Below are 22,669 nucleotides of genomic sequence, written 5' to 3'. Positions count from 1 at the left end.
ACGCGGTGGGATTACTTCTCGACCCAGCTGGGCAGAGTGAACTCGCCCGTCGCGTATTTCTCGGGGTAGACCACAGCCGCCGTGCCGTCTTCGTACCATTGGACCACAACCATCGAAGGCTGGGCATCGTCGAAAGGTTCAGACAAGTCAAAACGCGCGTTGTGCGGATAGGTCCGGTTGGTGACGGGCTCAACCTCGTCATCGCCCCAGAAGGCGTAACGCAGCCACAACTGACCATCCAGATCCAGCACCAGATCCTGCTTCTTCATCGCCTCGGCCCAGGCCTCGACCTTGTCAAACCCACCGGCCTCTTCGGCTGCCGCCATCGCCTGTTTCAACCCGTGATAAGCGTTGAACCCATTAAAATGGGGCAGCAGCGGGCGGCTGTCATACTTGGCCTGATAGGTGTCGACAAATTCCTGGCTGGCCGGGTCCAGCTTGAAACCCACCGAAGGCACCGGCGACAGGGTTGAGATGCCACCGCCAGCCCCTCCTGTATCCTCCCAATACTCCATCCCCAGGGCAGAGACGTTTACGCCCGTCATCGCCATCGGCACCTGAAGCTTTACATATTGCGAGGATACCACCTGCGAGTTTACCGACGAGACCTGATAGATGAAATCTGCGCCCGTATCCTGCGCCCGGCTGAAGATCGGCGCGAAATCGACGGTGGCGACGTCATAGGTGATGATGTCCTTGACTTCGATCCCGGCCACGGGGGCCAGCGCCTCGGTCACAAGACCGGTGATGGCCTCGCCAAAGGCTGTGTCCTCGGCTAAAATGACCACGGTGTCCCAGCCCATTTGGCCCTTCAACACATCCGCGCCAAAGTTAATGTACAGCGTTGCCAGCGCCTCGTCCGAGGCGATGTTCATGAAATAGGGAGCCATACCCTCGGGGTCTTCGGCCACCATGTCGATGATGCCGATATAAGATGTCCAGGTGTCCAGCGTCGGGATGCGGTATTCCTGCATCCGTGGCAGCCAGCCCAGCGACACATCGTCGATCGAGCCCGAGATGATAAAATCAACCTCTTCGGTTTCCGCCAGATACTCGTAAGCGCGCACGCCTTCGGTAGGGTCCTGCCCGGTATCAGCTGAAACAAGCGTGATCTGCTGGCCCAGAACACCGCCATTGGCGTTCAGTTCCTCAATGGCAACTTCGGCACCGCGCAGCGTGGACAAACCGGTGTCCGAAGACAGTGACCCGATAAATCCAACTTTGATCTCTGCAGCGGCCGTCGAGGCCATTAGCGCGATGCATGTTCCGCTTAGTAGTGCTGTTTTGATCATCACATTAGCTCCCTGTGTCTGTTATTTTACCATTCTTGTATTCTGTATACAGTACACAAGCCGAAGGTGCGATCAAATCCTTTCTTGGGGACTCATGTTCAGAATCCGCTGATTTCTCCGTTTTTGTTGCGAATCACTGCGTCAACGTCGATCTTCACCAACAGACCGGGTTGCGTCAGGTCGACCTGAACAGCGGTCAGTACCCGGTCGATATCTTTGAACACCTCACCATGCACACGGGCGAATTCGCTTGCCTGTAACAGGTCAGTCAGATATAACTGCAACCTGCCACATTGCGCAGATCGGCCCCCATCTCCTTTGGCGCTTTTTCGGTGCGGGAAAGGAATTAGCTCGTTTGCGCGCCTACATCGCCGGGCGCATGAATGCGTCCCGTGAGTTCGATTGCCGTCGTACCCACGACCCAGACAAACGGCGCGATACGACTTTGAGCGCGACTATTATTGCTACAGTTGCACCCCGCAATGCTGTCATTCGCTGCGTCAGCGAAATCTCCAAGCGTATTGCCTCACAGTTGGCGCAATGAAGTGAAAAATTTCCGCATTCCGTAAAAAGAGTTTCGCAATCAGTAGAACCGCGTGATGCCTTGAAAAGCATGAAATTTAGCTTACGGGTCTTTGATTAAGGAGCTTAATTGCATCAATCACATCGATCGTAGACTCACCTCCTGCAATACCATCCAGAGCAGTACGAAGATCAGATATCGCCTTGTGCGTATGTCCAAATAGTCTGCATTGTTCTGCGTAATCTACCGACGTTCGGAGTTCAAACATCTTAGCTTTCTGTTCTCTTGCAGTGGCCAAAGCCTCAAGAAATGCTTTTTCTGCGAGCTCATTCTCGCAACGTGCGAGCGCGTAGACTCGATCGGTCTCGGATCGGGCCCAGCCTTCATTTGTGTGGTGCTGTTGATCACGGGCCTGAGCCAACAATTTCAGGGCACCGTCCCGATTACCTATGTTCAAGGTGAGTTCCGCCACTAGGGTCAGAAAGAACGGTTTATAGTTTCCCGCACCACTCTCCCACCAAGTTATAGACGCTGCGTGTAACGCATCGATCGTTTCTTGTTTCGGCGAAACATAGGCATTCACCCAGCTTCGCCACAAGGTCGCGGTCAAAGACATGAATGTAAACGAGTGCTTGGCTGAAAGTTCCTCAAGCTGTTCCGCGATCTCCAGCACTTTTGCGGGTTCACGGCGCAGAAGGTGAAGCATACACAGATAGGTCATTGACTGCGCGATGCTATGAGCATGCTCCAGCTCTTTTGCACCCGCCACCGCGAGCTGTTGAACCTCAAGGGCTTTGTCCGGGTCCCCACGCATCCAAATGGCCAAGCTTAAAAAGCACGAAGTAATCGCCGCATGGTCGGACCCATAGATGTACGCCAGATGCGCATCACGTTTCCTGCTGTAGAGGTCCAGTGCTTTGCTTAAATGCTCATACGCCGACACCAGGTCACCAATGTGGAACAGTACAGCACCCATTGCGCGATGCGCCACCATCTGATGCTGCGTCTCACGAGTCGACACCGCTAGGTCCAGCAATTGCGCTGCGACGTCCCTAGCCAAATCATACTCGGCACGCACCAAATGGAAGGAATACAAACCATTCAGAACTGGGAACAGATGCTCGGTTTCGTCGATGCGTTCACACAATTCGCGTATTCTTGCATAAACAGAACCGGTTTCGTCGGCAGCTATTCCTGCGGTTGATCGTAAGACACCAGCCTTGAGTACCTGAATCTCAATTTCCTTGCGGTCCCGTTCAAAACTTTGATCCATTTCGCCAAGCTGCTCAATCGCCAACGACAGTTGCGTGCTTGCCTCAATGTTAGCGGATCGCTGGACTGCTCGTTGGCCTGCAAGGTAACGATAATCTACGGCCTCCTTACACATTCCTGCCATGGTATAGTGATGAGCCAGAATTTCCGGGCTTGCGTCACCAGTGTGAGCCAACGTGTCATCCAAATATTGCGCGACGCGAGAGTGCAGAACCCGGCGTTCTCGCTTTAGAAGGCTGTTGTATGCGGTGTCACGAATAAGGGCGTGACGGTAGCTGAAGGTTTCAAAATCCTCTGCGCGAGAAACTGAAACTATGCCAGCTTCGACCAGAAGCTCCAATCCTGCGCGTAACGCTTTATCGCTGATTCTGGCCACTTTTGAAATCAACTGGTAAGTAAACTGAGGGCCAATTACAGCTCCAATCTGGGCAACCTCTTTGGCAGAGCTCAGGCGGTCAAGGCGTGCCATCAGTGCATCATGTAACGTACTTGGCACCGAGTTCGCAGGCGATGCCCCACCCATCGTGTAAGTGTCCCTTCCCCTGGTCAGGACGCCCGATTCAAGGAGATCTTTTGTCACCTCCTCGACGTATAGCGGCACACCGTCGGATCTTGCCGCGACCACATCATACATCCCGTCAGCGACCAACTCGTCTTTAGCGACTTCGTCAACAATGCTCTTGACCTGTCGAAAGCTTAACTGCTTCAAATCAAGCTTCGTAAGGTTCGATTGCAGTGTCCAACCTGGATCGAATTCAGGCCGGAACGTCATAACCACCAGAACTGGAAGGTCGCGAATTCGCTCCACCATCCGATCCAGCAACAATTTGGTTGTTGGATCAATCCAGTGAGCATCTTCAAACAGGAAGAGAACCGGATGATCGTCAGCCTCTGATGAAAGATTGTTCAGCAACAATTCCAGAGACAGATCCATGATCTGCCGCGGTGTCAGATCCAACGCCCCCAAATGATCTTCGAACGGTATGGACAAAAGGGATGCTGCCAACTTCAAAGCTTGGTCGGTTTGATCGCTCAACACGCCGCGGATTTTTTCAAGCTTAACGTGATTTGACTCGTCAGCGCGAAGATCAGCGGCACTCTCAAGTTGGCGAATGACAGGGTACAGTGCAGTCGCAAAGTGATATGGAGAACATTGATATCGCATTTGCGTGTGGGGCAAATCGGAGATGTTCTGCCGAAATTCCTCCACCAGACGCGACTTGCCAATTCCCGGCTCGCCTGACACCAACACAACCTGCCCATTTCGATTACTGGCCAAGGCCCAATTATCGTTCAACGCCTTCAATTCTGCGGCGCGACCGACCAAAGGCTTGAGCAAAACACTGTCGATCGCCATAAACCGGCTGACTGTTTCTCGCTCTCTGGTTACTTGCCAGGCTTCGACTTCCTTAGCAAAACCCTTGAGCTTGAACGCGCCACGCAAAACGTATTCAAAAGCATCACCAGCCAACTGATGAGTGGTTGGGGCGATGATCATCGTCCCCGGATCTGCCATCGCTTGAAGACGCGCGGCCAAGTTGGGCGTCTCACCCATCGCCGTTCCGTCCTCAAACATCTTTTCGCCTCGCAGATCGCCGACCACGACCAATCCGGTTGCGATCCCAATCCGGACGTTGAGTTTCGCGTGGGTGCGAACATCCGGCATCTCATCAATGATACGCAGACCCGCACGAATGGCGCGTTCGGGATCATCTTCATGGGCGTGGGGAAATCCAAAAAAAACCATGATTCCGTCGCCATAGTAGCTGGCAATATGGCCATCAAACGCTGCAACAGCCGCCGCACAGGTTTCCTTAAAAAGTCGAAGTACATCGGCCAGATCCTCCGGATCGACGCTTTGTGCTATTTCCGTTGATCCGACAAGATCGATAAACATTACCGTAAGCTGTCGCCGCTCTGCCACGATCTCGGGGCTGTTGGTTTTGCTGGGCGGTCGCCGCTCCTCTTCTATGCTGGCGCGAATGGCTTTCAGAAACCGCCTCCTCGGCCCGAGGGGAAGTCCGATTGTTACTAGGTCTTCGTCAGTTAATTCGGACAGGTCGCCAAGTTCGATTTCATGTTCAGTAAAAGCGACAGCATACTTGGACAAACCATGTTTCTTTAGCCAAGACGCTATATCGGACATCAATAAGTTTTGCTTACGTTAGTAACAGGATCTCTACATGTACTCTGCCAGCAAGCATCTCCTTGTTAACTTAAACCGCCAATTAACCGATGGCTTATTTGTTAAACAATAAGAACAAGTACTTATTCAATGAAGACGTCCGTTTAATACCAAGTCAAGGACTTCATTAGCTCTATTGACGTTTTACTGGAAGCCATGTCGGATCCAAGCAAGCGGTTTCGCCGAGGCTGCAAACTGTGTTGCCTGGAGAACTAGCGGACTGCGGACAGGAGCAACCATCTGTTGCAGCTCTGCGAAACAAGGGTGCATGAACGAGAAAATATATGTCAAAGTATATCTTTTTCAGCATTTTGCTTGCTTCCTTCAGGTTCGAAGGTTCAAAAACTCGCCGCGTTTGATTGATAAGCAACTATTGGCTTAGGTTCACCATCTGCGATCCCTTAGCAAACCCCCAAAGTTAACGTATGGTGTTAAGTACAGCCGCCTGTGAATAACGCGACACATGCTCTCGTAACCGATTTCATACGAATGCCGCGGATAGTCCGCGAAAGTCGCGTTGACCAACCCACTTGAGAGGTGCCCAATGTCGTTCTCTAACCGCCCACCAATTTCGCGTCGTCAGTTTCTGTACACAACTGCTGCAAGTGCCGCAGCCGTTACGCTTCACCCCTTCTCGGCTGCTGCGGCGAACAACCAGGCACATTTGCGGATCATGGAAACAACCGACATCCATGTTCATGTATTCCCCTATGATTATTATGCCGACAAGCCCCGTGACACGGTGGGCCTGTCCCGTACGGCTTCGATCATAAATGAAATCCGCTCTGAGGCGACGAACTCGCTTCTGGTGGACAACGGAGACTTTCTGCAAGGAAACCCAATGGGCGATTACATCGCCTATGAACGCGGTATGAAAGAAGGGGGCAGCCATCCAATCATCACCGCATTCAATACGATTGGCTATGATGCGGCCACACTGGGCAACCACGAGTTTAACTACGGATTAAACTTTCTTGAGACCTCATTGGCAGGTGCGGATTTCCCAGCGGTTCTGGCTAATGTAGCAAAGGAGAAAGGCGCAAGCCCGCGCGAGGACAAGACGCTTATCCAACCATACGCCATTCTCGACCGCGAGATCGAAATGGGTGACGGCACAAAACATCCGATCAAGATCGGTGTGATAGGCTTTACGCCTCCGCAGATCATGAACTGGGATCGCAAGCATCTCGAAGGCAATGTCCAAGCGCGGGATATCGTTGAGACGGCAAAGGCTTTTGTCCCTGAGATGCAGGAGCGGGGCTGCGACCTGATCATCGCCTTGTCGCATTCCGGGATTGGGGACGCCAACCATGAAGATGGTATGGAAAACGCGTCGGTCGTGCTGGCTGGCGTCGAAGGGATCGACGCGCTGGTCACAGGTCACAACCATTTAGTTTTTCCGTCGCCTACCTTTGCAGACCGCCCCGGAATTGACGTCGATAAAGGTACTCTGATGGGCAAGCCCGCCGTCATGGGCGGGTTCTGGGGGTCGCATCTTGGTCTGCTTGATCTGCTGCTGCAACGGGATGGAAATGAATGGCGGGTGGTGACAACCACATCCGAGGCGCGGCCTATCTCGCGGCGGAACGAAGACCGGTCAATCACCGCCTTGGTCGAAGATGATGAGCGCGTCCTGGACTCGGTTGCGACGGATCACGACGAAACGCTGGCCTATGTTCGTCGCGCAGTTGGCAAGACCTCGGCACCGCTGCACAGTTATTTCGCGCTGGTCGCAGATGATCCCTCAGTCCAGATCGTCTCGATTGCGCAGAAGTGGTATGTCGAAGAGATGCTGAAAGGCACCGAACATGAAGGCCTGCCGATCCTGTCTGCGGCAGCGCCTTTCAAGGCTGGTGGCCGCGGTGGTCCGGAATACTACACCGATGTACCCGTTGGTGATGTTGCCATCAAAAACGTCGCGGATCTCTATCTCTATCCGAACACGGTGCGCGCAGTCCGCGTGAATGGAGCGCAAGTTAGGGGTTGGTTGGAACGGTCGGCCGGAATGTTCAATCAGGTTGAGACGGGTTCAAAGGATGCGATCCTGCTGAACCCGGAATTCCCGTCCTACAATTTCGACGTCATAGATGGCGTGACCTATGAAATTGACCTGTCCCAGCCATCGCGCTTCGGACCCAAGGGAGAAGAGATTAACCCCGATGCAGCGCGCATTGTGAACCTTTCTTACGACGGCGAACCAGTTACCGATGATATGGAGTTCATTATCGCCACCAACAACTATCGCGCATCAGGGGGTGGTTCATTCCCCGGAGCTTTAGGTGACACAATCGTATTTGAGGCCCCGGATACCAACCGCGACGTCATCGTTCGCTACATTGTCGAACAGGGTACGATTGATCCAAAGGCAGATGCCAACTGGTCTTTTGCTCCGCTTGCGGACACGACTGTTTTGTTCGAGACAGGCCCGAAAGCACGGGATTACATAGGCGACGTCAAGGGTGTCACAATTGAGGACGCCGGAGAAGGAGCCGACGGCTTCGCAGCCTTCCGGATCAAGCTCTGACTCAATTTGGGCTCAAAAATAACCCGCCATCAAAAAAGGTGGCGGGGTTGTTTCAGTTGCCTCGCGGCCCTCTGTAGCGACGCGAATTTCATCGCTTTTGCTAAGTGCGGCTCGTCAGACGAGACACTTACTACAAACGCGAAACTCGGGCATGGGTGGAGGTCGGAAACAATAGGCAAAGACATCTTCTGACCCCAGTAAGGCTAAATTGGATATGTTGAACAGTATGAACAGAACCCATGCTTTATTTGAATGCCGATAAAAGCAAACCGCAGTCTTGGTCGAAAACCCCGTGTCTACCCTTATTGTTCTTGCAGGCAATTCTTCGGGTTATTGCGTTTCAACTTCGAATGCTCCGTGACCAAGTCAACCAACTCTGGACGGCATGAACCACAGTTCGTTCCAGCCTGAAGGGTATCTCCGATATCGTCCACATCGATCAAACGTTTGTCGTGAATGGCGCTAATGATGGTCTTTAATCCCACCCCGAAACACGAACAGATGATTGGTCCACAGTCTTCAGAAGCGGAAGATGACCGGCCAGACAGAATCTGATGGAGTGAGACCTCAGGCAAAGTTGCCAAAAACTCTCGCATTAGTGTGATGGGTTGTCGGGAAACAAAGAGCGCTGCCAAAAGGCGCTGTCCGTCAGACAATGCGATCCTGTACGAGCCGCGTTTGGAATCTTCGATTGAAGTCACTACGGCATCGGATAGCCCAAACCACTCGCGGGCTTTGTCTTCCCAATCGTCAATATCTTGCTTCCCCGCTAACTCGATCCTGTAACCTTTGGCCGTTTTGCTCATTGCCCAATATTCTGCCGTAGGTGAGGCCGCATCGACGGACACGGCGAAACCGTACCACGAGGCATTCATACGTCGCACAGAAACGGCCGCCGCCTTGCTCTCAGGCTGTCCAGAGATTGGATCGACTACACTTGGAACAAGCGCATCCACACGGGCTGTTGGCGCCGTTTCACCTGTCCAGTGAATGGGAGCAAATACTTGACCTGGCGCGACGGTGTCTGTGATGCGAAGTCGAAAGATGCCGCTTCCGACCACGCTGTTGAGCTCAACCAAATCTGCGGTACCAAGACCCAACCGATCAACGTCCTTCGGATTAACCTCGACGTATGGTTCGGCCAAATGGGCCGAAAGACGGGGAGACAACCCAGACCGAGTCATAGTGTGCCACTGATCCCGGTTTCGTCCTGTGTTCAACAGAAACGGGTATTGGTCAGACGTCGCCGCTTTGGGTGAACGATGAGTGACAGGAACAAAACGTGCTTTGCCATCCGGATGAAAAAACTGCGCATCACCGAAAAATCGGCCATCCGATTTGCGAGATGTCGTCGGCCACCGTGACGGGTTCAGATCTTCGTAGTCCGAGTCATCAATGTCCGAAAATTCGGTAATGTCCAAGTCTTTGCCAAATGCCACGGCAAGCGAAGTCATGTTCGCGTATTCTCGAAAAATCTGCGCCGGTGACTCATAACTGAATGCCTCGGTCCACCCCATGCGGCGGCCCACCTCGGCCATAACATCCCAATCCGCACGTGCTTGTCCCGGAGGTGACAGAACGACGCGTTGTCTGCTGATCGTGCGGTCTGAATTGGTTACTGTTCCGCTTTTTTCGCCCCATCCCGCAGCGGGCAACAAAACGTCTGCAACGCGTGCAGTGTCTGTTCGGGCAGTCAGGTCACTGACAACTACGAATGGACTTTTTTTGATAGCCGCCATCACTCGGTCTGCATCCGGCATGGTGGCCGCCGGATTGGTGTGGATGATCCAAAGTGCCTTTATCTGACCGCCTTCGACAGCGCGAAACAGGTCAACCGCTTTCAGCCCCTGCTTTTCTGGCATCTTTGGAGCTTTCCAGAAGTCCTGGACGGCTGTTCTGTGAGCTTCGTTTTCGATATCCAAGTGACATGCGAGCATGTTGGCCAAGCCACCGACCTCTCGGCCTCCCATAGCGTTAGGCTGACCGGTGACCGAGAACGGACCCATCCCTGCGCGCCCGATCCGCCCGGTGGCCAGATGGCAGTTCAGGATCGCGTTGACCTTGTCTGATCCGCTGGAGGATTGATTTACTCCCTGGCTGAAGATCGTAACAACGCGCTCTGTACCGATCCATAAATCGCAAAAAGCCTCAATTTCATCAGGGCTTAGCCCGGTCTCATTCGCATCATCAAGCTGCGCGAGTTCGAGGGCTTCATTGAACCCCAGGCTGCGATCCAGAAAATCCGGAGCAATATGCCCCGTTTGGTGAATTCTGTTCAGCAACCGATTGAACAGCGCCACGTCACTGCCGGGTCGCAGCGCCAGATGGAGATCTGCTTGATCGCAGCTTGCTGTTCGACGCGGATCGACAACTACAATCTTCGTACCGCGCGCCTGACGGGCAGCTATGACACGCTGATACAGAACGGGGTGGCACCAAGCGAGATTCGAGCCAACCAAGACAACCAGATCAGCCTCGTCTAGATCCTCAAAGGTTCCGGGTACTGTATCTGTCCCGAAGGCGCGTTTGTGCCCGGCCACGGTCGAAGCCATGCATAGCCGCGAGTTGGTGTCGATATTCGCCGAGCCTATGAAGCCTTTCATCAGCTTGTTGGCAACATAGTAGTCCTCGGTTAGCAACTGTCCTGATACATAAAAAGCCACGCTGTCCGGCCCATGCTTCTTAATTGCGGCAGAGAACCGATCTGCGACCAATTGCAAGGCATTGTCCCAACTGGTGTCCTGGCCAAAGGCGCGAGGAGCCAGCAACCGGTGTTGCAGCCCGACAGTTTCACCTAACGCCAGTCCTTTTGAACATAAACGACCACGGTTCGCCGGATGATCCGGATCGCCGCGAACGGTCAAACCTCCGACCCCATCAGGCCTCAGGAGCACACCGCAGCCAACCCCGCAATAAGCGCAGGTCGAACGAACTTCGGGTAGGCTGGTGCCGTCCATCAGGCTGCGCTCCGTTGAGCAACCGCGCTGACGTCGAGCAGAATACGATCATCTTCGAGGCGCACCGGATATGTGGTGATCCGACCGTCATCGGCACCCTGCGCTTCGCCTGTGTTCAGGTCGAATACCCAATTGTGTAAGGGGCAGGTCACCGACTGGCCGTGGACAATGCCTTCGGACAATGGGCCACCCTTGTGCGGGCAGCTGTTTGTCGCGGCGTATACTTCTGCCTTGGCGGTCCGGAAGACGGCGATACAGCCGATATGGGTTTTGACCAGACGCGCTCCGCGCAGTGGTATGTCGTCGATATGTCCGATGTCGATCCAGCTCATTCCGCCGCCTCCAGTGTGAAATCTGCAATCGGCGCATAAGTTTGCGCCTTGTCGCGCACGTGTTCGGCCCATGGATCCTTGCGGTAGATGCTTTGCGACAGTTCAAACCGCGCGACCAAGTCGGCCCGGTTTTCAAGATCATCCACAACCTGCGCCTTGACCCAGTCCATGCCGACCTTCTCCAGCCATTTATACAATCGATCCAGATACTTACCGCCTTCACGATAGGCCTGGGTGACGGCCATCACGACCTCGATGGCCTCGTCTTCGGTGGGCACCTGACAGAGCAACTCGGTCTCTTTCACGTCCATACCTGCGGCCCCGCCGATGCTGATCTGATAGCCAGATTCCACGCAAACGACACCGATATCCTTGCAGGTCGCCTCAGCACAGTTGCGAGGACAACCGGATACTGCCAGTTTCAGCTTGTGCGGCGTCCACGAGCCCCACAGGATTTTCTCCAGCTTGATACCAAGGCCGGTGCTGTCCTGCGTGCCAAACCGGCAATGATCGGTTCCGACACAGGTTTTGACCGTCCGCAGACCCTTGGAATAGGCGTGGCCCGAGACCAGACCAGCCTCGTTCAGATCCGACCAGATCGAAGGCAGATCCTCACCCTTCACGCCCAGAAGATCGATGCGCTGACCGCCGGTGACCTTGACGGTTGGCACATCATACTTGTCAGCGGCGTCAGCGATGGCGCGCAGTTCTCCGGGGGTAGTGATCCCGCCCCACATGCGCGGCACAACGCTGAATGTACCATCCTTCTGGATATTGGCGTGTTTGCGTTCGTTCACAAACCGGCTTTGCGGGTCGTCCTGATATTCCAAAGGCCAATCCGCCAGCAGGTAGTAGTTGATCGCCGGACGGCAGACATGGCAGCCATTTGTCGTTGTCCAGCCAAGCTCCTGCCAGACAGCGGCCTGGCTTTTTAGTTCCTGGCCCTTGATTAAACGCCGTACGTCCTCATGCGTCAGATCGGTGCAACCGCAGATCGGTTGCGCCGTTGGCATTTGGAATTCATCGCCCAGGGTGACTTGCAACACCTGTTCAACCAGCCCCGTGCATGTCCCGCACGAGGCGCTGGCCTTGGTGCTTTCACGCACGGCGCCCAGACCGTTGGCGCCTGCGTTGATCGCCTCAACTATGTTTCCTTTACATACGCCGTTGCAGCCGCAAATCTCCGCTTCAGGCGGCAATGCTGCAACGGCTGAAAGAGGGTCCGCGGTATCGCCCCCCTGATAAGCCGGACCGAAGATCAGCGTCTCGCGCATGTCTTCGATGCTAGTACTGTTCTTGATCAGGCCGAAGAACCAATTGCTATCGGCAGTGTCGCCATACATGACCGCGCCGACCAGACGATCCTCTTCGATGACGAGCCGCTTGTAGACGCCGCGCGAAGGGTCGCGGAACACGATATCCTCACGTCCCGGCCCATCCGCGAAATCGCCCACGCTGAACAGATCACAGCCGGTGACCTTCAACTTCGTTGAGAGGGTTTTCTGAACAAACGCTGCCTCTTCGCCCAACAGCACCTGCGCGGCCACTTTCGCCTGATCATAGAGCGGCGCGACAAGGCCAAAGACCGCCCCGTCATGTTCGACGCATTCTCCCACGGCGTAGACATCCGGGTCCGAGGTCAGCATCTGGTCATCCACACGAATGCCGCGCCCGGTTGCCAGCCCTGCCTCCTGCGCCAGCGCGGTATTGGGGCGGATGCCCACCGCCATGACCAGCAGATCACAGGGCAGTTCGGTCCCTTCATCCAGTAACAGAGCGCGGACCTTGCCGTCTTCCCCGAGGATTTCCTTGGAATTCGCCTGCAGGCAAATCTTGATGCCTTTGTCTTCCAGCGACTTCTTCAGCAGATAGCCTGCAGCTTCGTCCAACTGACGCTCCATCAGGTGGCCCATGATATGAACGACCGTGACGTCAACCCCATGCGCGGCCATGCCCGCGGCGGCTTCAAGCCCCAGCAGGCCGCCGCCGATGACGACAACCTTGTTGTCCGGGCCCATGCCCATCATCTGCTGGGTGTCTTCCAGATCACGATAGGCAATCACGCCGTCCAGATCATGACCGGGCAAGGGGATGATGAACGGGTTAGACCCGGTGGCGATCACCAGCCTGTCGTATGGAACGTGGCCGTTTGCGCCCACGACCACCTTCATCTCGCGGTCGATTTTTTCAACTTTTTCGCCAAAGCGGCAGGAGATGCCGCGCTCGGCATACCAGGTGTCGTCATGGGTGACGATCTCTTCATAGGTCTTCTCACCCGATAGAACGGGGCTCAGCATGATGCGGTTGTAGTTCCCGCGAGGCTCGGCGTTGAACAGGGTGATGTCGAACGCATCCGGCGCGGCATCGGTCAGGTGTTCCAGCACCCGACCTGAGGCCATACCTGCGCCAATGACAACAAGTCTTTGCTTCATGATTTCACTCCGCTGCAATCGCCTTGGGGGCGGGTGTGTTGGGCTTGGCGCCGTGTTCGTATTCTTCGAGGAAATCGAGGACTTCCTGCCGGTAGGCGTAGTAGTCCGGATGTTCCAAAAGGGCCTTGCGAGTGCGCGGCCGCGGCAGGTCAACCTTGGTGATCCTGCCGATCGTTGCCTGCGGGCCGTTGGTCATCATCACCACACGGTCGGCCAGAAGGATCGCCTCATCCACGTCGTGGGTCACACAGATCGCGGTGACCTTGGTGCGGGACCAGACCTCCATCAGAACTTCTTGCAATTCCCATCGTGTGAGGCTGTCGAGCATTCCAAACGGTTCATCCAGCAGCAGCAGTTTGGGAGACAGGGCAAAAGCGCGGGCGATGCCGACGCGTTGCTTCATGCCGTTCGACAGGTTTGAGGCGGATTTGTCCATCGCATCGGCCAGACCGACCCGCTCCAGATAGTATTCGACCACATCCTGCCGCTCGGCCAAGCTGGCCTTGGGATAGACTTTATCCACCCCAATCGCGACGTTTTCCTTGGCGCTGAGCCACGGGAACAGGTTGGGTGACTGGAACACGACGGCGCGCTCAGGATCTGCCCCTTCGACATGGCGTCCATCCAGCTTGATCGCGCCTTTCGAGATGTCGTTCAGCCCAGCGGCCATTGTCAGAACCGTGGATTTGCCACAGCCAGAGTGGCCGATCAGCGAGATGAATTCTCCCTTGTCGATCTTCAGGTCGAAATCCTCGACCACGGTCAACGGGCCTTTGGGAGTCGGATAAACCTTGTGCAGTTGCGAGAAGTCTAGGAAGCGGTCCTGGATCATTCCTTTCTGCGCCTCTGCCACCGCCGTTGGCACGCCATGAATTGGGGTGACATCGGGCAGGATGCGCGAGCCTTCGACCTTGGCCTCGATTCCCACATCCATCAGGTATTTGGTGACGTTAGCGCGCAAGCGCTTGAATGTTTCTTCGTTGTTCATCGCGCCCCGATCCCGTGGGCGCGGGATCGACACCCGAAACTCCTGTCCGAGCGTACCATCCGGGTTCAGGGCAATGATCCGGTCGGCCAGAATGATTGCCTCATCCACGTCATTGGTGATGAGGACACAGGTTTTCTTGTTAGCCTCCCAGATGTGTTCAATCTCATCCGCCAGATTGGCGCGAGTCAGCGCGTCAAGCGCTGACAGAGGCTCATCCAGCAGCAGAACCTCGGGGTTCATCGACAAGGCGCGCGCCACGTTGACCCGCTGTCGCATCCCACCGGACAGTTCTGCTGGGCGGCGCGTTGCGGCATGGCTTAGGCCTACCATCTTCACGTAGTGCGCAACCTTCTCGGATTTCTCGGCCTTACTGAGGCCGGGAAAGACTGTGTCTACCGCCAGACCCACATTGCCGCTGACCGTCAGCCACGGCATCAGAGAATAGTTTTGGAAGATCACGCCACGCTCGGGGCCCGGCCCCTTGATCGGAGTACCTTTGAACGTGACCTCTCCGCCGGTTGGGGTGTCCAGTCCGGCCATCAGGTTGATCAAGGTCGTCTTGCCGGTGCCCGAGAAGCCGAGGATCACCAGAAACTCACCCTCTTGCACGTCAAGGTCGATACCTTTCAGCACGTCGGTGCGTGCGGCGCCTGCACCGAAGGATTTCGAGGCCTTCTTGAAGCTCAGAATGCTCATCTCGATCACCGGTTATTCGTGAAGGTAAACAGCGATTGCAGCGCGTACATCACCCGGTCCAGCAGAAAGCCGATGATGCCGATGGTGAAGACCGCAACCATGATTTTGGCGAGCGAGCTGGACGAGCCGTTCTGAAACTCATCCCAGACAAATTTGCCCAAGCCGGGGTTCTGCGCCAGCATTTCAGCCGCGATCAGAACCATCCAGCCGACGCCCAGCGACAAGCGCAGGCCAGTGAAGATCAGCGGCAAGGCCGAGGGCAGCACCAGCTTTGTGATCTTGGTATAAGTGTTCATTTTCAGAACCTTGGAAACGTTTACCAAGTCTCTATCGATGGATGCCACGCCCAGAGAAGTGTTGATCAGCGTGGGCCAAAGCGAACACAGGGTCACAGTGATGGCCGAGATCAGGAAGGATTTGGCGAACAAGCCGTCATTGGTGACGTAAACCGCCGAGACGATCATGGTCACGATCGGTAGCCATGCCAGCGGTGAGACCGGCTTGAAGATTTGGATCAGCGGGTTCAGCGCCGCATTTGCAGTCGGTGAAAGGCCAGCAGCGATCCCAAGCGGAACAGCCACAACCGTAGCGATCAGGAAGCCGAAAAACACGGTTTTGATCGAGGTCCAGATTTGCTGGTAGTAGGACGGAGCACCGGTGTAAGCGACTTGCTTGACCTCATCCGCCCGGCCCGCATCGATCAGCTTCTGGTTCCGTTTCTCAACCATCGCCTCGAACTTGTCGCGTTTGGCGGCCTTGGCCTGCGCGTCCTCGTTCAGGTTGATCATTTCTTCCCAGACCTGAGCCGGTCCGGGGACCGCGCCCAGAGAGGTTTGAACTTTGGGTGCCAATGTCCCCCACAACAGCAGGAACGCGCAGATCGACAAAAGGGGAACGACCAGAAGACGCCAGATCTCGGTCATCTGGGCGCGCGGGTTGTCTCCGGCAGCGGCCTTCAGAACCGGGGTGGCCCAGCTGAGGCCCAGAACCTGGAACCATTTGTCGGCTGCGTTGATACGGGTGAACAGGCGGGCGCGACGCGCCTCTCGGGCGGCGTCTGCGTTGAATTCGGGATCGACCGTTGTCATCTGATGTGTCCTTGCGATGGCGGGGCACTTTGGGGTCCGCGCTCGACCAATGCCGGGCGCGCTGTTTCGGGATTAGCCTTGCACGTCCGAGCCGACGATCTTCTGATCGCCTTTCAGACCGATGGAGAGGCTTTCGAGATAGGCGTTGGGGGCGCGGCCGTCATAGGCGATGCCGTCGATGATATCCTCGGCAGGGGTCGGCGCTTTGTAACCATCGCTTTCCCAAGGGAAGTCGGCCTCATTCGCCAGCCCTTCGTCGACCAGCAAGCGCGCGGCTTCCAGATAGATCTCAGGCTTGTAGATGGATTTGGCGACTTCGTCATACCAGCTGTCGGGCTTGGATTCGGGGATCTGACCCCAACGGCGCATCTGGGTCAGGTACCAGATGGCGTCTGAGTAGAACGGGTAGGTCGCGTTGTAGCGGAAGAACACGTTGAAATCAGGAACTTCGCGCTTGTCGCCTTTCTCGTATTCGAACGTGCCGGTCATCGAGTTGGCGATCACGTCATAGTCCGCGCCGACGTATTCCGCACGGCTCAGAATTTCGACGGCTTCAGGGCGGTTGGCGTTGTCGTTTTCATCCAGCCACTGCGCAGCACGGATCAGAGCCTTGGTCACGGCCAGAGTGGTGTTTGGGTATTCTTCGGCGAACTCTGCCGTGATGCCAAACACCTTTTCCGGGTTGTTCTTCCACAGCTCATAGTCGGTAATCACCGGAACGCCGATACCCTTGAACACGGCCTGCTGGTTCCACGGCTCACCCACGCAGTAGCCATAGATCGTGCCGGCCTCTAACGTGGCAGGCATCTGCGGCGGAGGCGTCACCGACAGGAATACATCTGCACCGATCTGACCGGTCACGTTTTCGGGGCTGTAGAAGCCCGGATGCAGACCACCGGCTGCCAACCAATAGCGCAGTTCGTAATTGTGGGTCGAAACCGGGAAGACCATGCCCATGTTAAAAGGCTTGCCTTCGGACTTGTATTTCTCAACCACCGGAGCCAGAGCTTCGGCGCTGATCGGGTGCTGAGGACGGCCATCCTCCATGACAGGGATGTTCGGCTTCATCTCTTCCCAAACCTCGTTGGAGACGGTGATGCCGTTGCCGTTCAGGTCCATCGAAAACGGAGTGATAATATGGGCTTCGGTCCCGTACCCAATGGTCGCTGCCAAAGGCTGTCCAGCCAGCATATGCGCGCCGTCCAACTGACCGTCGATTACGCCGTCCAGCAGCACTTTCCAGTTGGCTTGTGCTTCCAGCGTCACGAACAGGCCTTCGTCCAGAAAGTACCCATTCTCATAAGCAACAGCCAGCGGCGCCATATCGGTCAGCTTGATGAAGCCAAACGTCAGCTCGTCTTTTTCCAGTTCCAACTCGGCTAGCGCCGGAGACACAAGTGCCGTCGTTGCAGCGAGGCCTAAAAGAAGCATTTTCATCTCGATCCCTTTCGGTTCAGCCCAACCCCTTGGGCAAACAAAAAAGCCGCCGACACAGTCCGCCGGGAGGAGGTGGCGGATGGTCGAGCGGCTTTGCTCTTGTGAGGTGCCCTGGACTATGGGCGAATTCCGTCGGTGGGCGTCGTTGCCTGCCGATGTCTTAATTAAGTCAGTCGCAAAGCGCGGCGTCATCACTTTTTGAGGTTTTCACCCTGAAAATTCTGCAATGCAGCAAGAAGATATGCTGCACTGCAAAAATTTTGTGCAGACTTACCCGGTAGGCTCGAAAATGCGCCGGTCGAAAAAGACATTCCGAGACAGAATCAGGCTGCCATTGGCCGAGGCAACCGCCGTCGACTCGGGCAACGCCCCCTCCAGTTTCTCCGACGCGCCGGGGGTTTCGACGCCCAACCCTTGTAACTCGCGGCGATAGAGATCACTGCGAAAGACCTTGGCGGCTTGTCGTTCCGCAGTTCCGGCGTCCAGCCCGTTTCTTTGCGCCAATTGATGCGCGACCCATTTCGCCTGGCTGCGCCACGGGAAAGTAGCGGCGCCGTCAAAGAACTCGACGAATCCATCCACATGGCGTTGCTCGCCGCGGGCCGAGATTGTGAATTCGCCCATCAATGCTCGGTCGATCAGTTCGGGTGAGACGTTGAGGTAGGTTTTACGCGATAGCATCTCGGACGCGGTCGTCCGGCTGTCTGCGTTCGAGAGCCAGCGCCCCGCGCGCCAAACGGCCCGCATGAGGCTGCCCAGCAAATGCGGCTCGGTTTCGGCCCAATCGTTTCTGACCGCCAACACCTTTTCAGGTGCACAGGTCCAGATCGCCTTGCCGGGCAGCAGCAGTGCGCCGACATTGTCGTCTACGGCGAATGAGCCCCAAGGCTCGCCCACGCAGAAGGCATCGATCTCGCCACCCGCGAGTGCCTGCGCCATCAGCGGCGGTGGCACAGTTCGGATTTCGACCCGTTTAGAGGCCAGCTCGGTTCTAGAAACCCAATAGCGCAGTAATTCAACATGCATTGAAAAGGGAAAAGGCACGCCAAATACCAAAACGTCACCGGCGGCCTTTGCCAGCGCAGTCCCAGCCGCAGCGGCATCAAAGAAGTCGAAGCCGTAACCTTGTTCGGTCAACCGGTCAGCCAATTGCGTTCCAACGCCGATGACATTGCCATTCAGGGAAAGGACAGACACGGCGGATAGCGGCGTTGCAATGCCACCAAGACCTAAAGCCATCGCAACGGGGATAGGCGACAGCAAATGCGCCGCATCCACATGCCCGAAGGCGAGCAAGTCGCGCAAAGAGGACCATGACGGGGCTGGGCGCAGGTCCAGCGAAACACCCTCGGCATGGTCAAACCCCATCTCGCGCGCGACGATAAGCGGGGCCGCGTCGACCAGAGGCATATAGGCGACGGGCAGAATTGGGGTTCTCATGACAACAACCCCGACGCAGTTACAAGGGCTTCGGCAACATCCGCGACCCGGCGGTTCTGATTCATCGCAGTTTTGCGCAGCAGGGCATAGGCTTCGTCTTCCGACACACCCTTGGCCTTCATCAACAACCCTTTGGCGCGGTCGATCACCTTGCGATCTTCCAAGGCGCGGCGGGTCTCCGCCAGTTCGGTCCGCATCTGACGTAGTACCTGAAAGCGAGCGATGGCGGTATCGATCACAGGTTTTATGCGCTCGACTTGAAGGCCATCGACTACATATGCTGAGACCCCAGCTTCAACGGCGGCTTTTGACAACCCGCCCGCTGCGCCCGAGACGAACATAGCCACGGGACGTTCCAGTGGACCCGACGCAACGGTCAGCTCTTCAAGCATATCGCGCGAGGGATTGTCGATATCTATCAGGACAATGTCTGGGCTATGCGTTGCGATTTTGCGTGCCAGCCCGGAGACATTACCGATCACAAAAACCTCAACGTCTCCGGACTCTTTTAAGGAATCTACAATTGCAAAAGCACGTTCTTGATTCTGTTCGACTACAACGACTGTCAGGTTTGTTTTCATAGAGAATCAAGTGAGCCCAAGCGTCATTGATCGCAATTACAACTCCATCAAAAGTAGTCATCGGACTACCGGTTCGCCCAATTTCTCAGCTTATTTTTCGCGCGCAGCGGAATGTCTGCACAGTTTTTTTGCATGTATCAAAAAATTTTACAGTGAACACCGCGGTGACGCATTGGATCGAATCTTTTTGGGGGGCACTCTTTAGCTCTGGGACGTTCAAATGCACTTCCTTAGACGATCAATTCGAAAGTCCGCTTTGTCAGCAAACCATGTGGTTTCGCGAACGCAGCGAACGACCGCTTCCCGCCCGATTCTTACAGTAAACAACTGGACTTTGGCTTGTACGGAAGTGGTACTGACGACGGTTGAGATTCGCTCGGGGCACCCGGGCTCCACTCAGTACAGGGCGCAGGATCAGCCTGTGCCCGCAAAGTGGAGACATCAATGACAACTTCATGTGATACGGAAATCAAAACACCACCCGCCAAACCCGCCCGGAACAACCCGACGCGACAGCAACAGTTGCAGAAACTGTTGTCCCGCAAGGCTGGTGCAACGATTGCGCAGATTCAGAACGCCTTTGGGTGGCAACCGCATTCCGCGCGCGCGGCGATTTCGATGTTGCGCAAGGCGGGACATACTGTTGAGCGATCTGGATCTGGCAAAGGTACGCTCTACCGGATAGTGAAGTCGGTGTGATCGCCATGGATCCTACGCGCGCGGATCGTGACCTTGCGAAGACATTTGACGACATTGAACACCTAGATCGCCTCGGCTGTCTTGACCGATGGCGGGAAGTGTTCGGTCGGTCGCCGCCAAAATACCTGTCCCCGCAGTTCATGAAACGGGTACTAATCTGGGAACTACAGAACCGGGAATTGGGAGGGTTGTCTGCGAAGACAGAACGCCGATTGCAGAATATCGCGTTGGGAAAAACGCCGCCTCCTAGTCTGAAGCCGGGTTCACATCTAGTGCGGGAATGGAACGGACGCACCTATCAGATTGAAGTGGTTGATCGCGGGTTAGTCATGGACGGCAAAACATGGCGTTCCCTGTCCGCCATAGCAAAGCACATCACCGGAGCGCACTGGTCCGGGCCGCGCTTCTTCGGGGTTCAGTGATGCGACGCATCCGCTGCGCCATTTACACTCGGAAAAGCTCGGAGGAGGGGCTGGAGCAGGATTTCAACTCACTCGATGCCCAGCGGGAAGCCTGTGAAGCATACATCGCGAGCCAGAAGCATGAGGGCTGGGAATTATTGCCGGATCACTATGACGATGGCGGTATCTCGGGCGGTCATCTTGACCGCCCGGCGTTGCAGCGGCTGATGCAGGCTGTTGACCAGAAACGCGTGGATCAGATTGTTGTCTACAAGATTGACCGGCTGACGCGCTCGCTGGCTGATTTTGCAAAGCTGGTCGAACGCCTCGACGCGGCCGACGCATCGTTTGTGTCCGTTACCCAGTCCTTTAATACGTCGACCAGTATGGGTCGCCTGACACTCAACGTGCTGCTCAGCTTCGCTCAGTTCGAACGGGAAGTCACCGCTGAGCGTATCCGGGATAAAATTGCTGCCTCAAAACGCAAGGGTCTTTGGATGGGCGGGAACGTTCCACTTGGGTATCAGGCTGACGGCCGGACGCTCAAAATCGACGAAGAAGAAGCTGAGATCATCAGGACTCTCTACGATCTCTATCTGGAGCATCAGACCATTCTTGACGTGAAAGAGCAGGCGGAAGCACTGGGTCTCCGGTCGCGCCGCCGGGAACGTTCTGGCGGACGCGTGACAGGTGGTACGTTCTTCGATCGCGGACACATCCATCATCTGATCAGCAACCCAATCTATGCTGGCCACATCCGACACAAGGGTCGGGTTTATGAGGGGCAGCATCCTGCCATCATCAACCCGGCGGTGTGGGAGCGGGTGCAGCAGCTGCTGAAAGATGGCGCAGTAAGGGAGCGCGGCGTTAAGCAGAAAGCAAAGCGATCAGCACTGGCCGGAAAGCTCTATGATGAGACCGGAGATCGGCTGACGCCCAGCCATAGTCGCAAAAATGGAAAGCGGTTGCGGTACTATATCTCTGGTCGTCTTGTGACGGATCGCAGTCAGAAGTTTCCCGATACGTGGCGACTGCCTGCAGAACAGCTTGAGAACCTCCTGGCTGAAGTGGTTAGACAACACCTAAGCCGACCGAACGCTGTGACATCAATGTTACAGGATATGTCTGCGGCCGAAATTGCTTCAGCAGCGGAGCATCTCAGAAATTGCCAGTCCGTCAGGAAATGCCTCGACCTGATTGCGCGGGCAGACATACGACAGGGGTCGCTGAGTCTGCAGCTGGATCTACAGGCACTGGCCCGGATGATCGAGTGCAGAGCGGATCAGGTCAATGCCGAAGAACTAACAATTGAAGCTCCATTCCAGATGCGCCGCAGAGGCGTGGAACTGAAATTGCACTTGGGCGATCCGCCTCCTGAGATCGATCAGACACTTGTCCGCAACATAATCAAGGCGCGCCAATTGTTGGCGATGATTATTGACGGCAGAACGTTTTCTGAGATTGCTGAAGAAGAGGGCATTTCCAAACGCCGCGTTCAGGATGTGGTCGATCTGGCCATGCTAGCGCCTGATGTTCTGGATGCCATCGCTGCAGGCGAGCAACCTGACGGCCTGACCACGGATTACCTAATCAAGTCCGGCTTCCCAGCGATCTGGTCAGAACAGCGCCAGCAGTTCGCTGCGCTCTGATCTACAGACTCTCCCAAAGTCACCAAACTCGTACCGCCGGAACCGCGTACTGAGACTGCGGCCCGAAATCGGCTATTGTTGTGCTCACGTTCGCGTCTCAGCTCGAATCGTCAAAAACTAAGTCCCTGAAAATTAGCCACAATCGGCAACCAATTATTCAGTGTGTGATTTAA

Annotated in this window: 15 protein-coding genes; 4 read left to right on the top strand and 11 right to left on the bottom strand. The window is 55.6% G+C overall.

Annotation, left to right across the window (positions count from 1 at the left end):
• Positions 1-11 precede the first annotated feature (11 nt).
• The 3 genes from ACR0MO_RS08920 to ACR0MO_RS08910 all read right to left on the bottom strand — a co-directional run bounded on the left by ACR0MO_RS08920 (position 12) and on the right by ACR0MO_RS08910 (position 5,233).
• On the bottom strand, positions 12-1,292 hold the full coding sequence (locus ACR0MO_RS08920) for an ABC transporter substrate-binding protein (RefSeq protein ID WP_170623048.1): 1,281 nt from the start codon (positions 1,290-1,292) through the stop codon (positions 12-14).
• A gap of 98 nt (positions 1,293-1,390) precedes the next feature.
• Complete coding sequence (locus tag ACR0MO_RS08915) at positions 1,391-1,576, bottom strand: RidA family protein (protein WP_480890771.1); 186 nt, start codon at positions 1,574-1,576, stop codon at positions 1,391-1,393.
• 336 nt (positions 1,577-1,912) lie between these two features.
• On the bottom strand, positions 1,913-5,233 hold the full coding sequence (locus ACR0MO_RS08910) for an ATP-binding protein (protein WP_480890769.1): 3,321 nt from the start codon (positions 5,231-5,233) through the stop codon (positions 1,913-1,915).
• A 583-nt stretch (positions 5,234-5,816) separates the two neighbouring features.
• Here ACR0MO_RS08910 and ACR0MO_RS08905 point away from each other — a divergent pair.
• A complete protein-coding gene (locus tag ACR0MO_RS08905; RefSeq protein WP_170456002.1) occupies positions 5,817-7,796 on the top strand; it encodes a bifunctional 2',3'-cyclic-nucleotide 2'-phosphodiesterase/3'-nucleotidase in 1,980 nt (659 codons plus the stop codon).
• 302 nt (positions 7,797-8,098) lie between these two features.
• On the opposite strand, the gene ACR0MO_RS08900 is transcribed toward ACR0MO_RS08905, so the two are convergent.
• From ACR0MO_RS08900 to ACR0MO_RS08865, 8 genes are all read right to left on the bottom strand, one after another.
• On the bottom strand, positions 8,099-10,753 hold the full coding sequence (locus tag ACR0MO_RS08900; RefSeq protein ID WP_480875390.1) for a molybdopterin-dependent oxidoreductase: 2,655 nt from the start codon (positions 10,751-10,753) through the stop codon (positions 8,099-8,101).
• Positions 10,753-11,085: a nitrite reductase small subunit NirD gene (gene nirD / locus ACR0MO_RS08895; protein WP_170455998.1), complete on the bottom strand. Its 333-nt coding sequence runs from the start codon at positions 11,083-11,085 to the stop codon at positions 10,753-10,755. The genes ACR0MO_RS08900 and nirD overlap by 1 nt, the downstream gene beginning before the upstream one ends.
• Positions 11,082-13,517, bottom strand: a complete 2,436-nt coding sequence (gene nirB, locus ACR0MO_RS08890) for a nitrite reductase large subunit NirB (RefSeq protein WP_480890766.1) — start codon at positions 13,515-13,517, stop codon at positions 11,082-11,084. The genes nirD and nirB overlap by 4 nt, the downstream gene beginning before the upstream one ends.
• Before the next feature lie 4 nt (positions 13,518-13,521).
• Entirely contained in the window at positions 13,522-15,201 is a 1,680-nt protein-coding gene (locus ACR0MO_RS08885) for an ABC transporter ATP-binding protein (RefSeq protein ID WP_170455994.1), read from the bottom strand.
• A gap of 5 nt (positions 15,202-15,206) precedes the next feature.
• Complete coding sequence (locus ACR0MO_RS08880; protein ID WP_170455992.1) at positions 15,207-16,289, bottom strand: ABC transporter permease; 1,083 nt, start codon at positions 16,287-16,289, stop codon at positions 15,207-15,209.
• A gap of 72 nt (positions 16,290-16,361) precedes the next feature.
• Positions 16,362-17,726, bottom strand: coding sequence for a CmpA/NrtA family ABC transporter substrate-binding protein (locus ACR0MO_RS08875; RefSeq protein ID WP_480627358.1), 1,365 nt, complete (start codon positions 17,724-17,726; stop codon positions 16,362-16,364).
• A 270-nt stretch (positions 17,727-17,996) separates the two neighbouring features.
• Positions 17,997-19,166: an ABC transporter substrate-binding protein gene (locus ACR0MO_RS08870; RefSeq protein ID WP_480890764.1), complete on the bottom strand. Its 1,170-nt coding sequence runs from the start codon at positions 19,164-19,166 to the stop codon at positions 17,997-17,999.
• Positions 19,163-19,747, bottom strand: coding sequence for an ANTAR domain-containing protein (locus ACR0MO_RS08865; protein ID WP_170623060.1), 585 nt, complete (start codon positions 19,745-19,747; stop codon positions 19,163-19,165). The genes ACR0MO_RS08870 and ACR0MO_RS08865 overlap by 4 nt, the downstream gene beginning before the upstream one ends.
• Positions 19,748-20,191: 444 nt before the next feature.
• Between ACR0MO_RS08865 and ACR0MO_RS08860 the strand changes: the two genes are divergently transcribed.
• Genes ACR0MO_RS08860 through ACR0MO_RS08850 form a run of 3 tightly spaced genes read left to right on the top strand, consistent with a single transcriptional unit; the run spans position 20,192 to position 22,496 of the window.
• Entirely contained in the window at positions 20,192-20,446 is a 255-nt protein-coding gene (locus tag ACR0MO_RS08860; RefSeq protein ID WP_170452284.1) for a DUF3489 domain-containing protein, read from the top strand.
• 5 nt (positions 20,447-20,451) lie between these two features.
• On the top strand, positions 20,452-20,868 hold the full coding sequence (locus tag ACR0MO_RS08855; protein ID WP_480890762.1) for a DUF2924 domain-containing protein: 417 nt from the start codon (positions 20,452-20,454) through the stop codon (positions 20,866-20,868).
• Complete coding sequence (locus ACR0MO_RS08850) at positions 20,868-22,496, top strand: recombinase family protein (protein ID WP_170523110.1); 1,629 nt, start codon at positions 20,868-20,870, stop codon at positions 22,494-22,496. Before ACR0MO_RS08855 ends, ACR0MO_RS08850 begins: the two co-directional genes overlap by 1 nt.
• The last annotated feature ends 173 nt before the right edge of the window (positions 22,497-22,669 follow it).

Source organism: Ruegeria sp. K5 (assembly GCF_056531805.1).
This window is presented reverse-complemented; position numbering and strand designations above follow the sequence as displayed.

Excerpts from the sequence above, each read along its gene's own strand:
- ACR0MO_RS08850 (WP_170523110.1), top strand. The coding sequence starts at position 20,868 with ATGCGACGCATCCGCTGCGCCATTTACACTCGGAAAAGCTCGGAGGAG.
- ACR0MO_RS08905 (WP_170456002.1), top strand. The coding sequence starts at position 5,817 with ATGTCGTTCTCTAACCGCCCACCAATTTCGCGTCGTCAGTTTCTGTAC.
- ACR0MO_RS08865 (WP_170623060.1), bottom strand. The coding sequence starts at position 19,747 with ATGAAAACAAACCTGACAGTCGTTGTAGTCGAACAGAATCAAGAACGT.
- ACR0MO_RS08870 (WP_480890764.1), bottom strand. The coding sequence starts at position 19,166 with ATGAGAACCCCAATTCTGCCCGTCGCCTATATGCCTCTGGTCGACGCG.
- ACR0MO_RS08855 (WP_480890762.1), top strand. The coding sequence starts at position 20,452 with ATGGATCCTACGCGCGCGGATCGTGACCTTGCGAAGACATTTGACGAC.
- nirD (WP_170455998.1), bottom strand. The coding sequence starts at position 11,085 with ATGAGCTGGATCGACATCGGACATATCGACGACATACCACTGCGCGGA.
- ACR0MO_RS08920 (WP_170623048.1), bottom strand. The coding sequence starts at position 1,292 with ATGATCAAAACAGCACTACTAAGCGGAACATGCATCGCGCTAATGGCC.
- ACR0MO_RS08860 (WP_170452284.1), top strand. The coding sequence starts at position 20,192 with ATGACAACTTCATGTGATACGGAAATCAAAACACCACCCGCCAAACCC.
- nirB (WP_480890766.1), bottom strand. The coding sequence starts at position 13,517 with ATGAAGCAAAGACTTGTTGTCATTGGCGCAGGTATGGCCTCAGGTCGG.
- ACR0MO_RS08910 (WP_480890769.1), bottom strand. The coding sequence starts at position 5,233 with ATGTCCGATATAGCGTCTTGGCTAAAGAAACATGGTTTGTCCAAGTAT.
- ACR0MO_RS08900 (WP_480875390.1), bottom strand. The coding sequence starts at position 10,753 with ATGGACGGCACCAGCCTACCCGAAGTTCGTTCGACCTGCGCTTATTGC.
- ACR0MO_RS08880 (WP_170455992.1), bottom strand. The coding sequence starts at position 16,289 with ATGACAACGGTCGATCCCGAATTCAACGCAGACGCCGCCCGAGAGGCG.
- ACR0MO_RS08885 (WP_170455994.1), bottom strand. The coding sequence starts at position 15,201 with ATGAGCATTCTGAGCTTCAAGAAGGCCTCGAAATCCTTCGGTGCAGGC.
- ACR0MO_RS08875 (WP_480627358.1), bottom strand. The coding sequence starts at position 17,726 with ATGAAAATGCTTCTTTTAGGCCTCGCTGCAACGACGGCACTTGTGTCT.